This is a genomic window from Pseudomonas sp. NFIX49, assembly GCF_900115915.1.
Lineage (GTDB): Bacteria > Pseudomonadota > Gammaproteobacteria > Pseudomonadales > Pseudomonadaceae > Aquipseudomonas > Aquipseudomonas pharyngis.
The window spans coordinates 500,667-516,467 of record NZ_FOYE01000003.1; the positions used below are offsets into that span (position 1 = coordinate 500,667).

Genomic DNA, 15,801 nt, shown 5'->3' on the forward strand with positions numbered 1-15,801 from the left:
CCCGCATGCTCGACGCCATTCGTTGGGACACCGATTTGATCCGCCGCTACGACTTGGCGGGGCCGCGGTACACCTCGTACCCGACGGCCGTGCAATTTCACAGCCAGGTCGGCACCTTCGACCTGTTTCATGCCCTGCGCGACAGCCGCAAGGCTCTGCGCCCGCTGTCGCTGTACGTACACGTGCCGTTCTGCGCGAACATCTGCTACTACTGCGCCTGCAACAAGGTCATCACCAAGGATCGCGGCCGCGCGCTGCCCTATCTGCAACGGCTCGAGCAGGAAATCCAGCTGATCGCCTGTCACCTCGACCCGGCGCAGAAAGTCGAGCAACTGCACTTCGGCGGCGGCACGCCGACCTTTCTCAGCCACGATGAATTGCGCCAGTTGATGGCGCACCTGCGCAAGCATTTCAATCTGCTGGACGATGACTCTGGCGATTACGGCATCGAGATCGACCCGCGCGAAGCCGACTGGTCGACCATGGGCCTGCTGCGCGAATTGGGCTTCAACCGGGTCAGCATCGGCCTGCAGGATCTCGACCCGGCGGTACAACGGGCGGTCAATCGCCTGCAAAGTCTGGAGGAAACCCGCGCGGTGATCGACGCAGCGCGCACCCTGCAATTTCGCTCGATCAACATCGACCTGATTTATGGCCTGCCCAAGCAGACTCCAGATAATTTCGCCCGCACCGTCGAGGAAGTCATCAGCCTGCAACCGGACCGGCTCTCGGTATTCAACTACGCACACCTGCCGGAACGCTTCATGCCGCAGCGGCGGATCAACGGCAACGAACTGCCGAGCCCGGCGCAGAAACTGGAAATGCTGCAGCGGACCATCGAACAACTGACCGCCGCCGGCTATCGCTACATCGGCATGGACCACTTCGCCCTGCCCGACGATGAACTGGCGATTGCTCAGGAAGAATCGACCCTGCAACGTAATTTCCAGGGCTACACCACCCACGGTCACTGCGATCTGATCGGCCTGGGCGTGTCGGCGATCAGCCAGATCGGCGATCTGTACTGCCAGAACAGCAGCGACCTCAATCACTACCAGAACACCCTCGCCGGCGCGCAACTGGCTACCAGCCGAGGCTTGGTGTGCAACGCTGACGATCGCCTGCGGCGCGCGGTGATCCAACAACTGATCTGCAATTTCAGCCTGGACTTCGCCGAGATCGAGCGCAGCTTCAACATCGATTTTCAGGGTTACTTCGGCGCGCTCTGGCCACAATTGCAGGGCATGGCGCAGGACGGGTTGATCGAACTGGATCGCGAACGCATCACCGTGCTGCCGGCCGGGCGACTGCTGGTGCGTTCGGTGTGCATGGTGTTCGATGCGTATCTGGAACAGCAGAATCGCCAGCGCTTTTCCCGGGTGATCTGACTTTTCATCAACAACGCAGGGGGCTGCGTATCCATAGCGGTCATCGAAACGGTGCCTTGCACGCCGTCCGAGACACGTTTATCGGCCGTCATCCCTGCGGCGTTTTGCCGGCCGGGCAATCTCGCCACAGGCTGGCCTGAATGTCCTCCGCTGGGTTACCCTTACGCCTTATGTGTGTTTTCCCACAAGGATTTAAGAAATGTCCGAGCCAGTTAAACTGCGCGCTCACAACCAGGCTAATTGCAAGGATTGCAGCCTGGCCCCTCTCTGCCTGCCACTTTCGCTGAATCTGGAAGACATGGAAGCGCTGGACGAAATCGTTAAACGGGGTCGCCCGTTGAAAAAGGGTGAGTTCCTGTTCCGCCAGGGCGACACCTTCGATTCCGTTTATGCAGTACGCTCCGGCGCTCTGAAGACCTTCAGCCTGAGCGATACCGGCGAAGAACAACTGACCGGCTTCCACCTGCCGAGCGAGCTGGTCGGGCTGTCCGGCATGGACACCGAGAAACACCCGGTTTCCGCCCAGGCCCTTGAAACCACCTCGGTCTGCGAAATTCCGTTCGAACGCCTTGATGAGCTGGCCCTGCAACTGCCGCAGCTACGCCGTCAGCTGATGCGCGTGATGAGCCGGGAAATCCGCGACGACCAACAGATGATGTTGCTGCTGTCGAAGAAAACCGCCGACGAGCGCATCGCCACCTTCCTGGTCAACCTGTCGGCGCGTTTCCGCGCTCGCGGCTTCTCGGCCAATCAGTTCCGCCTGAGCATGTCGCGCAATGAAATCGGCAACTACCTGGGGCTGGCGGTGGAAACCGTGTCCCGGGTCTTCACCCGTTTCCAGCAGAACGAACTGATCGCCGCCGAGGGCAAGGAAATCCATATCCTCGACCCGATCCAGCTCTGCGCGTTGGCCGGCGGCTCGCTCGAAGTCTGATCTCGACCCGCGGCCGAGCGAATCGTTTCAGCCGCGGGTATACTGCGCCGTTTGCAGCCCTGCCAGGACACCTCGACGATGGTCTTCGACTCCTTCGACATCAAATCCCTGATCCGCCCCGTGATCGACTTCCCGAAACCGGGCGTGATTTTTCGCGACATCACCCCGCTGTTCCAGTCGCCCAAGGCCCTGCGCCTGGTGATGGACAGCTTCGCCCACCGCTATGTCGAAGCCGACTTCACCCACATCGGTGCGATGGATGCGCGTGGTTTCCTGATCGGTTCGGTACTGGCCTATCAGTTGAACAAGCCGCTGGTGTTGTTCCGCAAGCAGGGCAAGCTGCCGGCGGACGTGCTGGCCGAAGGTTACGCAACCGAGTACGGCGAAGCGTTTCTGGAAGTGCACGCCGACAGCCTGTGTGAAGGCGACTCGGTGGTGATGTTCGATGACCTGATCGCCACCGGCGGCACGCTGATCGCAGCGGCCAACCTGATCCGCCGCATGGGCGCCCGCGTTCATGAAGCGGCGGCGATCATTGATCTGCCGGAACTGGGTGGTTCGCAGCGTCTGGAGGACATGGGGATTCCTACGTTTTGCCTGACGCAGTTTGCGTTGACTGACAAATAAAACCCCGCGCCTGATCGTTCCCACGCTCTGCGTGGGAATGCCTCAACGGACGCTCCGCGTTCGGCTTTGGAAGGGACGCGGAGCGTCCCGGGCTGCATTCCCACGCGGAGCGTGGGAACGATCAAACACCGAAGATTACAGTCCCATCTGTTTGCTGATGATCTCGTTCATCACTTCCCGCGTCCCGCCGCCAATCGACAGAATCCGGTTATCCCGATACAGCCGCTCCACCAGACTTTCGCGCATATAACCCAGCCCACCAAGAATCTGCACCGCCTCATTGGTAATCCGGTCCGAAGTGTCCGTGGCAAAGTTCTTGGCCATGGAAATCTCCTTGATCACGCTCTGCCCTGCCGCCATCTTCGCCGCCTGCCGATAGGTGAACTCCCGCGAGACTTCCAGCGCCGTGGCCATTTCCGCGAGGCGATGCTTGATCACCTGGAACTTGCCGATGGGTTTGCCGAACGCTTCACGCTCCCTCGCCCACTTCAGGCTTTCTTCCAGCGCCAGTTGCGCGGTCATGTTGGCCATCAGCGCCAGCGCCAGACGTTCGCTCTGAAAGTTGCCCATGATGCAGGCGAACCCCATGTTCTCCGCGCCAATCAGGTTTCCTACGGACACCCGGCAATCATCGAAGAACAATTCAGCCGTGTCAGACGCCCACCAGCCCATTTTCTTCAGCTGCCGGCCGACGGTGAAACCCGGCGTGCCCTTCTCGATCAGCAGCAGGCTGATGCCGCCAAAACCGGGCGCGCCGGTGCGCACTGCGACGGTGTAGTAGTCGGCGCGCACGCCACTGGTAATGAAAGTTTTGCTGCCGCTGACTCGATAGTGGTCGCCATCGCGTACGGCGCGGGTCTGCAGGTTGGCTACATCGGAGCCGCCGCCCGGTTCGGTGACGGCCAGCGCGCTGATTTTCTCGCCGCTGAGTACTTGGGGGACGACGCGGTTACGCACTTCGGGCCGAGCCCATTTGACGATCGGCGGCAACCCGATATCGAGCGAGCCGAGCCCCGCCACCAGCCCGCCGGAGCCGCAGCGCATCAATTCTTCGCTGGCGGCGATCTTGGCGAACAGGTCACCTTCATGACTGCCGCCCAGCGCTTCGGGGTAACCGATGCCGAGAATGCCGGCCGCACCGGCCTTCAGGTACAGCTCACGGGGAAAGCTCTCGGCTTCTTCCCACGCATCGATGTCCGGCAGGATCTCGCGCTCGACGAAACGTCTGACGCTGTCGCGGACCATTTGGTGGCTGGGGTCGAAGTATTCCTGGAAGGCGGGCATCGGCGAACTCCATGGAAGGGTTCGCCGAACTTAACCGAGCGCTTGCTTGGCTTTCAACAGGATTGTGTGGCTCAGAGGGAAATCGGCTTGCGCCCAGCGAACGAGTGAGCCAGCGTGCCGCCGTCCACCAGCTCCAGTTCGCCGCCCAGCGGTACACCGTGAGCGATGCGCGAGGCGATCAGGCCTTTGTTCTGCAGCAACTGGGCGATGTAGTGGGCAGTCGCTTCACCTTCCACGGTCGGATTGGTGGCGAGGATGACTTCGGTGAAGGTGCCCGCCTCTTCGATCCGCGCCATCAGTTGCGGAATGCCGATGGCTTCCGGGCCCAGGCCGTCCAGCGGCGACAGGTGCCCCTTGAGCACGAAGTAGCGCCCGCGGAATCCGGTCTGCTCGACCGCGTAGACGTCCATCGGCCCTTCCACCACGCACAGCAGCGTGTCATCGCGGCGGGTGTCGGCGCATTGCGGGCACAGATCGTCTTCGGTCAGCGTGCGGCACTGGCGGCAGTGTCCGACCCCTTCCATGGCCTGGCTCAAGGCCTGGGCCAGGCGCGTACCGCCGCTGCGGTCACGTTCGAGCAACTGCAACGCCATACGCTGGGCAGTTTTCTGACCCACGCCCGGCAAGGTTCGCAGGGCGTCGATCAGTTGGCGAATCAAAGGGCTGAAGCTCATGGGGAAAAAGTCCGACAAAACAACGAGACGCGGTTTATACCCGCGCCTCCGGCCAGCGTCAAATCCTCAGTCCTGGGCGACCTTCACCACCAGTTTGCCGAAGTTGCGCCCCTCCAGCAGCCCGATAAACGCCTCAGGCGCCTGCTCCAGGCCCTCGACCACGTCCTCGCGGAATTTCACCTTGCCGTCGCGCACCCACGGCACCATGGCACTGATGAATTCCGGCTGACGGTCGCCGTAGTCGTCAAACACGATGAAACCCTGAATCCGTACGCGTTTGGTCAGCAAGGTGCGTTGCAACATGGGCAGGCGATCCGGGCCTTTCGGCGCTTCCGAAGCGTTGTAGCCAGCAATCAGGCCACACAACGGGACCCGCGCCTTGGGATTGAGGAGCGGCACGACGGCATCGAAGACGTGACCGCCGACGTTTTCATAATAGATGTCGATGCCATTGGGGCAGGCCTTGGCCAGTTGTTCGGCGAAATCCGGCGCCTTGTGATCGATGCAGGCGTCGAAGCCGAGTTCCTCGACCACGTATTTGCACTTCTCGGCACCACCCGCCACGCCGACGGCGCGCAGGCCTTTTATCTTCGCCACCTGGCCAACCACCGAGCCCACTGCGCCGGAAGCGGCGGCGACCACCAGGGTCTCCCCTTCTTTCGGCTGACCGATGTCCATCAGGCCCATGTACGCGGTCATGCCGGGCATGCCCAGCACGCCGAGCGCCATCGACGGACTCGGCAGGCCGGACGGGATCGGGATGATGTTGCGGCCATCGCTGATGCTGTGGCTTTGCCAGCCGGTGGCACCGACGACCAGATCGCCGGGGTGGAATTTCGGATGACGCGACTGCTCGACCCGGCTGACAGCACCGCCGGTCATCACTTCGCCGATTTGTACTGGTGCCGCGTAGGACGGCGCGTCACTCATGCGTCCGCGCATGTAGGGATCGAGCGACAGGTACAGGGTCTTGAGCAACACCTGGCCGTCCTCAAGGTCCGGCAGCGCCTCGCGCTCCAGACGGAAATTCTCGGGCGTCGGCGCGCCCACCGGCCGCGAGGCCAGGACGAAGCGTTGATTGAGGGTCAGAGGGTCGGACATGTCAGCGTCTCCTTTGAATGATGAATTCGGCGGTATAGGGAGCAGACCTTTGTGGGCATGGTGCGTTCCGCTTGATAATCGTTGCCCGGTCGAGGTCTCGATCTGTCCACGCGGGAATAGCTTAACGGACGTTCCGTGTACGGCGTTGGATTTGGGACGCGGAGCGTCCCGGGCTGCATTCCCACGCAGACGGTTCGACGCCTCGACGTGGGAACGATCGGGCGGAAACAAAAATGCCAGGCGCGATGCCTGGCATTTTTTGTAGCTCATCCAACCCGCAAAGGCGAATCAGAACGGCAGTTTCATACCGGCCGGCAGGTTCATGCCAGCGGTCATGCTGCCCATTTTGGCCTGGCTGTTGGCTTCGATCTGACGCACGGCGGCGTTGACGGCTGCAGCCACCAGATCCTCGACCACTTCGCGGTCGTCTTCGTCCAGGCCCGGCAGTACGCTCGGGTCGATGCTGACTTTCTTCACGTCATGACGACCGGTCATCACCACGGTGACCAGATCGCCGCCGGCCTTGCCGGTAACTTCGGCGTTGGCCAGTTCTTCCTGCATCTTGGCCATTTTTTCCTGCATCTGCTGCGCCTGCTTCATCAGGCCGGCCATGCCACCTTTCATCATGGGAATCACCTCAAAAGTACTTGGATCAAAACAGCGCCCGGCCATACAGGCCGGACGCCCTCAGTTATTAGCCCTGACTGACCAGGGCGTCGACAGGTTCAATAGTATCGTGTCGCACGACCGCGCCGAACTGCTGGACCATCTGCTGGATGAACGGATCGCCGTGGATCGATTCTTCAGCCTCGCGCTGACGGTTGGCACGGCGCCGGGACGCGGCCTGGGCCGGGGTTTCCTGTTCGGGCTTGATCAGCTCGATGGTCAGGGTCAGCGTGCGTCCGTGGAACTGGTTCAGCGCATCGTTCAGGCGACGCTGCTGGGTGGCGTTGAACAAGGCGCTGTGGGCCGGGTCCAGGTGCATCAGCCAATTGTCGCCATCGACCGCGATCAGCGTGCAGTTGGCGGCGATGCTGCCGGTCATGCCGGAAATCGGCAGTTTCGGGAACAGCTCCAGCCATTGCAGGGCCAGACCGGTGGCCGGTGCGGCGGCAGGTTCCGGCTCGGGTTCGGGAGTCGGTTCTGCGGCGTGTTCGCTGGCCAGATCGTCGAGGTAACTGTAGGCCGAATCCATGTCCGGCTCGATGTAATCCTCGTCGAGCGGCGGCTCGTCGTCCATGTCCATGCCCGGCGTGGCGGCATCGACGTCGGCTACTGACGGCTCGGGAATTGGCGCGGCGGCCCATTCCGGAGCGTCCGGCACGACGCTGTCCGGGGTCGGCAGCGGCATTGGCGGCAGGTCCGGCTGTTCGGCGGTGGTTTCCAGCACCGGCTCGACGGCTGGCTGCTGCACAGGCGCCGGTTCTACCGGGTCGTTCCACGGCAGGTCCACGACTTCTTCAACGGCGACCGGCTCTGGCTCAGGAACGGGTTCCGGCACAATCACCTGGGCAACCGGTGCAGGCTCGGGAGCAGGCGCAACCACCAGTGCTGGCGCGGGTGTGGGTGCAACAGCCGCAGCAACTACCGGCGCAGGTTTAGGCGCGGCAGCCACTGAGTTTGCGGAATCAACTGTGGCCTGGCTGATCCCCACTGGCTTTAGCGGTTGCCTCGGGGCGTCCGCCGTGTCCGCCGGCCGGAAGGCCAGCATCCGCAGCAGGACCATTTCGAAGCCGCCTCGCGGGTCCGGCGCCAGCGGCAAGTCGCGGCGACCGATCAGGCCCATCTGGTAATAGAACTGCACGTCTTCGGCCGGCAACGCCTGCGCCAGTGCCAGCACCCGGTCACGGTCGCCATGACCGTTGTCGACACCTTCCGGCAAGGCCTGGGCGATGGCGACGCGGTGCAGCACGTTGAGAATTTCCGAGAGCACGCCGTTCCAGTCCGGCCCCTGTTCGGCCAGGTGGCGCACGGCTTCGAGCAACGCCTTGGCGTCGCCTTCGATCAGCGCGTGCAGCACGTCGTAGACCTGGCCGTGATCCAGCGTACCGAGCATAGCCCGCACGTCGGCGGCCAGCACCTTGCCTTCACCGAAGGCGATGGCCTGGTCGGTCAGGCTCATGGCGTCACGCATCGAACCGTCGGCCGCGCGGCCGAGCAGCCACAGTGCGTCGTCTTCAAACGGTACGTTTTCGGCGCCCAGAACGTGGGTCAGATGCTCGACCACCCGCTCAGGCGTCATGTTCTTCAGGGAGAACTGCAGGCATCGCGACAAAATCGTTGCCGGAAGTTTCTGCGGGTCGGTGGTCGCCAGGATGAACTTGACGTAGGGCGGCGGCTCTTCGAGGGTTTTCAGCAGCGCATTGAAGGAATGGCTGGAGAGCATGTGCACTTCGTCGATCAGGTAGACCTTGAAGCGCCCGCGGCTCGGGGCGTACTGCACGTTGTCGAGCAGCTCGCGGGTGTCCTCGACCTTGGTCCGGCTCGCGGCGTCGATTTCGATCAGGTCGACGAAACGGCCTTCATCGATCTCACGGCACACCGAACACTCGCCACACGGGCTTGAAGTGATACCTGTTTCACAGTTCAGGCATTTGGCGATGATCCGCGCAATCGTGGTCTTGCCGACGCCCCGCGTACCCGTGAAGAGGTAGGCGTGGTGCAGGCGCTGGCTGTCCAAGGCATTGATCAGAGCCTTGAGCACATGGGTCTGGCCGACCATTTCGCGGAACGAGCGCGGACGCCATTTACGTGCAAGAACCTGATAACTCATCGAAAACCGTCGCGGCAAAGGAAGCAGAAGCGGCTAATGCTAGCGGAGCAAGGGCAAAATTGCATCCGGTGTGCTCGTCTATTCTGGCTAAGCTGCATGGGCAGGGGCTTTTATCGGTTCGGGATCGGGAATTACCGGAGCGTTTATGCGGTGGGCCGTGGGGGCAATACTGGGAATCAGCCTGAGCGCGATGGCGTCGCAACCGCCACTGCGCTTCGCCGTTGCCGACAGCTGGGCGATGCCGATGGTGCAGATCGAACGCGGCCGCCCGACCCAGGGCATCCTCTACGACATGATGCTCAGCCTGGCGACCCAAGTCGGCGTGCCAGCACAATTTCACGTCCTGCCCCGCGCCCGGGTGCAGAACGCCATGGAACACGGCGAAGTCGACGTGCGCTGCTATGCCGCACAATCCTGGTTGCCGAACCTGTCCGGCGATTACATCTGGAGCCTCCCGCTGTTCTTCCAGCGCGACCTGCTGATCAGCCGTCAGGACCAACCAACCAGCGCAGATCCGGCCCACCTGCCCCGCCAGTCGATCGGCACCGTGCTCGGCTACAGCTACCCCACGCTGCAACCGATATTCGACGCCGACCGACTCTGGCGCGAAGACGCGCGCAATCAGGAGCAGGTGCTCGACAAACTGCTGGCCGGCCGCTATCGCTACGCCGTGAGCAATCAATGGACCCTGGACTGGTTCAACCAGCGCCTGCTGCCGGGGCAACAACTGCAAGCGGTGGCGGTGTTGCAGGAGCAGAAGGTCGGCTGCTATGTACGCAATGATCCGAACGTGCCGGTGCAGCAGATATTGAGGACGTTGCTGCGGATGAAAATGTCGGGCGAGATTGATGACATTATCAGGCTGTACACCGGCAGCTCGGGCAGCGAACCGTGAGCCCGACCCTCAATGCCCCGCCGTATCACGAAACCGCTGGTACTCGTGATACTCGACCCACGCCACGACATCGTACGGCACGTAAAGCTTCAGCCTGGCCCGGGAGATGGCGATGTACACGGCGCAGATCCGCTGATCGAACGCGTAGGCGTCCTTGAATTTCTCGTTGGTCAGCAACCCCGGTGTCAGCAGGACCTTGTCGAACTCCATGCCTCCCGCCTCTTCCGCCAGCATCAACAGGCAGCCGTTGCCGGCGTTGTCGATCATTCGGTTCAGGCGTGTCAGGTCGGCAATCATGAAACCGTCTTCCAGCTTGGCCTTGACCCGCAGAAACGACTCGTCGAACCGGTTGGCGTCGCACACGGCCTGCCAGTCTGGCAGGTCGCTGAAGTACGGATGCACGCCGTTTTCGCTGAATTCGGAACGGTAGAAGTCAGGTTTGAACAGTTCGATGGCGGTAGCCATGAAATGCTTGAGTTCATCCTGGGCGCGCTTGTCCGGGAATCTGAACTTGCAGTTGGCATCGAGCAGGTGGATGGCCCAGATCATCGTGTCCCACGGCGATGCCGTCAGCACCACGCAGCCTTCGGGCGGCACAAAACCTTCCGGATATTCCTTGATCAGGACGTCAGCATCACTGGCGCCTTCGAACGGAATCTTGCCCTTCTGCGAGTGCCGGGCGATCAGCGGGTTGACCAGCCGTTCGACGTTGCGGCCCGAGCGCACGGAATAGCTGATATCGCTCTGGCGAACCTCGCGGTGGCGCTTGACCGGTACGCCGCTGGCCTGCTGGTACTCGTCGCCGAGGGTGATCAACACCTGGCGGCCACGTTCGATGATCTGCAACAGCGACCCGGGAATGTCCTGGCTCTCGTCGATCAGCACGTGCGTGTAGCGCGCCGGCACCACGCAACCAGCAATGCAGGCCCGCTTGATCATCAGCAGCGCTTCGAAGCCAGTCTGGCTGCCCCACGCCGGGTTGAGTTCGAGGTAGCCCCACACCCGGCTCGAATACTCCAGCAACACCTGAGCGTCGACGCTGGAGAGCGGCTGGTTGAAATGCGGCAGATGCTTCGCCGAAAAGGTGTGATCGCGGAAGCGGCAGTAGCGCTCGATCACCTTGAGGCAGAGTTCAAGGGTTGCCTGCCCGTCGTGGTGGCGGAAACCGAAGATATTCAGTTCCTGCGCCAGCGCCTGGCGACTGAGGATCCGAGTCGTCCCTTCAGCCTGAGGCCTGCGCCCGAGCATCAGCGATTGGGCAAACACCAGGAAGGTCTTGCCGGCCTTCTTCTCGCTCGGCCCCACCATGCGCTGGCGAAGGACTTCGAGCTTGGCCGGGGTGCGCGCCAGCAACAGGGTCTTTTCCGGGCGCAGATGCTCCAGCAACGCCACCAGCAGATGGCTTTTGCCGATCCCTGCGTAGCCTTGAACGTGCAGGTCTTCGTCCAGATTGGCGCGGAAGGTTCTGACCAGTTTGTCCTGTGCCGGGCTCAACCAGCGCTCGCGCTGTCGGGGCGTCACTATCGGCTGGCTGAACGGGTCATGGCTGCGATGGCGCCGCACCTTGTATTCGAAGTCCCACTGGCCGTCCGGCAACAAGTAGTCGCGTGCGGATACTTCTTCGGCCAACAGAAAACGCAGGTTCAGAGGATTCAGGACCTTCAGGCCGAAATACAGTTTGCGCGGGTCGAACAGCCGCTGGGCTTCAGACAGCAGGCTCGCCGTCGTTGACTGACGGTTTTCGGCAGCCCAGGACAAGAGCTTGGCCAGAATTTTCTCTGCCGCCACGGCGCCGAGATCCTGCTCTTTCGTCTGCACCAGATTCTGGATCACCAGCACCGCCGCCAGCTCCGGATCGGTGAGGCTTTCGAGCGCTTTTGCGCCACCCGCCTGCAACAGGTTCGCGCAGGTTTCATCCATGACGGGCAAGAACACAGGGCTGGATAGATCGGAATGTTCCGGGAGCATAAAACCTCGCGGCCTGGGCGCAAACCTTAAAAGGTCGATCCTGGCCAGACTCTTCATTTATTTCGGTGGTGGCGAGTATGCGGGATTGAAGAGGCGTCGACACCTTCGCGAGCAGGGGTTCGGGTACGAAACGCCAAATCGCAGGCATAAAAAAACCGCAGTGGGCGAAACCCATGCAGTTCGGTGTTGATTCGTTCGATGTTCGTTAAGGTGGTAACCCTACCAGCCACACCCCGGCACACAATGTTCCCGCTGTGGCTGCTGCCTTCCGGCTCTGACCAGGTTCACGGGTAATCGTTGCGGGGGGACCGATAGGGTCACCATAACGACACTCGCCTATCGGCGAGCCGCGCCATTGTACCTATCTGAGACGAAGTTACAACTGCTCGTTGCAGATTAAAAATATGAAGGGCTTCAAGCACTTGCTATTGCGCCTGAAGCACCTCGTCCGCGCGACCGCCCTCTTGCTGGATCACCAGATGAATGAAGTGCAGCTTGGCGATTGCCGCCGGCGGCAGGACGAAGGGATAGAAATCCGGCTGACCCATGCTGCGCGACAGTTCGTTGAGCATGCCGGCCAATTCGATCCACGCGTTGACGAACGACAGGAACGCCGCGCCGCCGGGATGTTCGGGGTCGTACAGGGTGCTCGACGGAAACGGCTGGTAGTCGAGGTCCATCTCCCGGGCACTCATGCCGAAACCCAGCGCCGTATCCACCGCGTCCATCATGTGCAGGTAATGCGCCCAGGTTTCCGCCCAGTCTTCCCACGGGTGCATGGTGGCGTAGGCGCTGACGTAATGCTGCGACCAGTCGGCCGGCGCGCCCTGTTGATAATGCCGCTCCAGCGCCTCGGCATAACTGGCGCGTTCGTCGCCGAACAGGTTGCGGAAGGAACCGAGCCACGGCCCGTTGTCGATCAGGCGATCCCAGTAGTAATGCCCGACCTCATGGCGAAAGTGCCCGAGCAGCGTGCGATAAGGTTCGTGCATCTGCGCCCGGACGCGCTCGCGGTGGGCGTCGTCGGCTTCTGCGATGTCGAGGGTGATCAGGCCGTTGGCGTGGCCGGTCATGGGAGCGTTGCCCTCCAGATCGACGCCAATGAAATCGAAGGCCAGACCGGTGGTTTCGTCGTCGGTTTTCGGGACGACCGGCAAGCCAAGGCTGATCAGTTGCGCGACCAGTCGGCGCTTGGCGATTTCCACCTTGCGCCAGCGTTCGGGGTTTTCCGGGACGGACAGATCGGGGATGGTGCGATTCAGAGCGCAGGCCGCGCACAGGGTGTCGTGATCGTTGGCGGGCAGCAGCCAGTTGCAGGCCGCCGGGGTATCGAGATTGGCGCAACGCCGAAACAGCCCGGCGTCGGGATCGACGTCCAGCGTCCAGGTGCCCTCTTGCGGCCCCGGTTGCAGCGAGGTCAGTCGACTGTGTTCCGGTTGATAACCCAGCGCCGCGCTGCAGGCCAGGCACTGGCTGTTGCGAAAGAACAGCGACTGGCCGCAGCGACACGGCCAGACTTTGCTGTTGCGCGAGGATTCGCCCATGAACGGCGCGACGATGCGAGAACTGAGCTGCTCGAAAAAGCGGTACATGGCGATCTCTCCCTTGGGCTTGCCAAGACTAGATCATTCCTGCACGCAGATCGTTCCCACGCTCTGCGTGGGAATGCATACCGTGACGCTCTGCGTCACAGCGGACGCGGAGCGTCCGGGGCGGCATTCCCACGCGGAGCGTGGGAACGATCATCAGGCGCTGATACCGTGCCCTTTCAGGAACGCGATAAAGGCCTCTTCGTCCATCACCTTCACACCCAGCTCGTTGGCCTTGGTCAGTTTCGACCCGGCGCCCGGCCCAGCGACCACGCAGTGAGTCTTGGCTGACACGGAACCGGCGACCTTGGCGCCGAGGCTTTCCAGGTGTTCTTTGGCGACATCGCGGCTCATCAGCTCGACCTTGCCAGTCAGCACCCAGGTTTCGCCAGCCAGCGGCAAGCCTTCGACGACTTTCTTTTCGCTCTGCCAGTGCATGCCGAAATCGCGCAGTTGCTTTTCGGCCGCTTCAGCCAGTTGACGATGCTCGGGCAAGGCAAAAAACTCGCGAACCGAGTTGGCCTGCTTCTCCGGCAGTGCCTGGCGCATGTCCAGCCAGTCCGCGTTCATCACCCCTTCCAGCGTTTCGAACTTGTCAGCCAGCTTCTGCGCCCCGCCCGGCCCCACCGAAGGAATGTGCAGCTTGTCGAGGAAGCCACCCAGCGTGGTGCTGGCGGCAAACTCGGCGCCCAGCTCGCCCTGATCCTGAATCTCCAGACCATGGCCCAGCAACTCGGTGATCACCTGCTGGTTGTGCGCATCTTCGAAGAAGCTGTGGATCTCGTGCGCCACTTCCAGACCGATGTCCGGCAGGTACGTCAGCACCTGCGGCAAGGCTTGCTGGACGCGCTCCAGCGACCCCAGCGAGCGGGCCAGCACCTTGGCCGTCTCCTCGCCGACATCCGGAATGCCCAGCGCATAAATGAAGCGCGCCAGCCCCGGCTTCTTGCTGTCTTCGATAGCGGTCAGCAACTTGTTGCTCGACACTTCGGCAAAGCCTTCGAGGTCGACGATGTCATCGAACTTAAGGGCGTAAAGATCGGCCGGCGAACTGACCAGACCTTCGTCCACCAACTGCTCGACGCTCTTGTCGCCAAGACCTTCGATGTCCATCGCGCGACGGGAGACGAAGTGAATGATCGCCTGCTTGAGCTGTGCACCACAGGCCAGTCGGCCGACGCAGCGATACACCGCGCCTTCGCTGATGGTTTCCTTGCCCTTGCTGCGTTTGACCAGTTGCGTGCGTTCGACATGGGAACCACAAACCGGGCAACTCTCGGGAATCTGCACCGGCCGCGCGTCTTCGGGACGACGCTCGGTGACAACCTGCACCACTTGCGGGATCACGTCACCGGCGCGGCGAATGATCACCGTGTCGCCGATCATCAGGCCCAACCGGGCGACTTCGTCCATGTTGTGCAGCGTGGCATTGGCCACGGTAACGCCGGCCACCTTGACCGGCTTCAAGCGCGCCACGGGTGTGACGGCACCGGTGCGGCCGACCTGGAATTCCACGTCGAGCAGTTCGGTGAGTTCTTCCATGGCCGGGAATTTGTGGGCGATGGCCCAACGTGGTTCGCGGGCGCGGAAGCCCAGTTCGCGCTGATCGGCAATGCTGTTGACCTTGAACACCACACCGTCGATTTCATAGGCCAGTGAATTACGGCGTTCGCCGATATCGCGGTAGTAATCCAGGCATTCGCCAATGCCCTTGGCCAGTTTCAATTCGTGGCTGATCGGCATGCCCCAGGCTTGCAGTTGCTTGAGGTTGCCGATGTGGGTGTCGGAAATATCGTGAGAGACCTGACCGATGCCGTAGCAGCAGAATTCCAGCGGGCGGTTGGCGGTGATCTTCGAATCCAGCTGACGCAGGCTGCCGGCGGCGGCGTTGCGCGGGTTGGCGAAGGTCTTGCCGCCGACTTCCAGTTGCGAGGCGTTGAGGCGTTCGAAACCGGCCTTGGACATGAACACTTCGCCGCGCACTTCCAGGGTCGCGGGCCAGCCCGTGCCGTGCAGTTTCAGGGGGATGTTGCGCACCGTGCGCACGTTGACGCTGATGTCTTCGCCGGTGGTGCCATCGCCGCGCGTGGCACCGCGTACCAGCACGCCATCCTGATACAGCAGACTGACCGCCAGGCCATCGAGTTTCGGCTCGCAGCTGTATTCCACCGCCGCGCCACCGCCGAACAGGTCACCGGCCGGCAGATCCAGACCCTCGGTCACCCGACGGTCGAACTCGCGCATGTCGGTTTCTTCGAAGGCGTTGCCGAGGCTGAGCATCGGCACTTCGTGACGCACCTGGGTGAACGCGGTCAGCGCGACGCTGCCAACGCGCTGGGTCGGCGAGTCGCTGGTGATCAGTTCCGGGTTGGCCGCTTCCAGCGCCTTGAGCTCGTGGAACAACCGGTCGTACTCGGCATCCGGAATGCTCGGCTCATCGAGGACGTGGTAACGGTAGTTGTGCTGATCGAGTTCAGCGCGCAGCTCTAGAATGCGGTCTTTGGCGGCAGTCATGGATGTTCTCTCATAAAGCAAAAGAGCAGCCGAGGCTGCTCAATCTATTTTGCC

The 15,801-nt window shown here is 62.1% G+C and carries 12 protein-coding genes and 1 other RNA gene; 4 read left to right on the top strand and 9 right to left on the bottom strand.

Annotated elements, in window-relative coordinates:
* Nucleotides 1-5: 5 nt before the first annotated feature.
* The 3 genes from hemN to BMZ46_RS10460 all read left to right on the top strand — a co-directional run bounded on the left by hemN (nt 6) and on the right by BMZ46_RS10460 (nt 2,949).
* A complete protein-coding gene (gene hemN, locus BMZ46_RS10450) occupies nt 6-1,388 on the top strand; it encodes an oxygen-independent coproporphyrinogen III oxidase (protein ID WP_011333280.1) in 1,383 nt (460 codons plus the stop codon).
* 199 nt (nt 1,389-1,587) lie between these two features.
* Nucleotides 1,588-2,322: a fumarate/nitrate reduction transcriptional regulator Fnr gene (gene fnr / locus BMZ46_RS10455; protein WP_039770035.1), complete on the top strand. Its 735-nt coding sequence runs from the start codon at nt 1,588-1,590 to the stop codon at nt 2,320-2,322.
* Between the two features lie 78 nt (nt 2,323-2,400).
* Nucleotides 2,401-2,949, top strand: a complete 549-nt coding sequence (locus tag BMZ46_RS10460; RefSeq protein ID WP_003223345.1) for an adenine phosphoribosyltransferase — start codon at nt 2,401-2,403, stop codon at nt 2,947-2,949.
* Between the two features lie 135 nt (nt 2,950-3,084).
* On the opposite strand, the gene BMZ46_RS10465 is transcribed toward BMZ46_RS10460, so the two are convergent.
* The 5 genes from BMZ46_RS10465 to dnaX form a co-directional block, all read right to left on the bottom strand.
* Nucleotides 3,085-4,233 (bottom strand): acyl-CoA dehydrogenase family protein, encoded by a 1,149-nt coding sequence (locus tag BMZ46_RS10465; protein WP_074687640.1) that lies wholly within the window; start codon nt 4,231-4,233, stop codon nt 3,085-3,087.
* 71 nt (nt 4,234-4,304) lie between these two features.
* On the bottom strand, nt 4,305-4,907 hold the full coding sequence (gene recR, locus BMZ46_RS10470) for a recombination mediator RecR (protein ID WP_007951652.1): 603 nt from the start codon (nt 4,905-4,907) through the stop codon (nt 4,305-4,307).
* Nucleotides 4,908-4,973: 66 nt separating this feature from the next.
* A complete protein-coding gene (locus BMZ46_RS10475) occupies nt 4,974-6,008 on the bottom strand; it encodes an NADP-dependent oxidoreductase (RefSeq protein ID WP_074687639.1) in 1,035 nt (344 codons plus the stop codon).
* A gap of 288 nt (nt 6,009-6,296) precedes the next feature.
* Nucleotides 6,297-6,635, bottom strand: a complete 339-nt coding sequence (locus BMZ46_RS10480) for a YbaB/EbfC family nucleoid-associated protein (RefSeq protein WP_007951650.1) — start codon at nt 6,633-6,635, stop codon at nt 6,297-6,299.
* Nucleotides 6,636-6,702: 67 nt separating this feature from the next.
* Nucleotides 6,703-8,781 (bottom strand): DNA polymerase III subunit gamma/tau, encoded by a 2,079-nt coding sequence (dnaX, locus tag BMZ46_RS10485; RefSeq protein ID WP_074687638.1) that lies wholly within the window; start codon nt 8,779-8,781, stop codon nt 6,703-6,705.
* 145 nt (nt 8,782-8,926) lie between these two features.
* Between dnaX and BMZ46_RS10490 the strand changes: the two genes are divergently transcribed.
* Nucleotides 8,927-9,676, top strand: a complete 750-nt coding sequence (locus BMZ46_RS10490) for a substrate-binding periplasmic protein (protein WP_074687637.1) — start codon at nt 8,927-8,929, stop codon at nt 9,674-9,676.
* Nucleotides 9,677-9,685: 9 nt separating this feature from the next.
* Here the strand turns inward: BMZ46_RS10490 and BMZ46_RS10495 are convergent, their stop codons facing one another.
* The 4 genes from BMZ46_RS10495 to ligA all read right to left on the bottom strand — a co-directional run bounded on the left by BMZ46_RS10495 (nt 9,686) and on the right by ligA (nt 15,747).
* Nucleotides 9,686-11,644, bottom strand: coding sequence for a hypothetical protein (locus tag BMZ46_RS10495; protein ID WP_074687636.1), 1,959 nt, complete (start codon nt 11,642-11,644; stop codon nt 9,686-9,688).
* A 217-nt stretch (nt 11,645-11,861) separates the two neighbouring features.
* An RNA gene (gene ffs / locus BMZ46_RS10500) (signal recognition particle sRNA small type) lies at nt 11,862-11,958 on the bottom strand.
* Between the two features lie 111 nt (nt 11,959-12,069).
* Nucleotides 12,070-13,236: a zinc-binding metallopeptidase family protein gene (locus BMZ46_RS10505; protein ID WP_074687635.1), complete on the bottom strand. Its 1,167-nt coding sequence runs from the start codon at nt 13,234-13,236 to the stop codon at nt 12,070-12,072.
* 153 nt (nt 13,237-13,389) lie between these two features.
* On the bottom strand, nt 13,390-15,747 hold the full coding sequence (gene ligA / locus BMZ46_RS10510) for an NAD-dependent DNA ligase LigA (RefSeq protein ID WP_074687634.1): 2,358 nt from the start codon (nt 15,745-15,747) through the stop codon (nt 13,390-13,392).
* Nucleotides 15,748-15,801 lie beyond the last annotated feature (54 nt).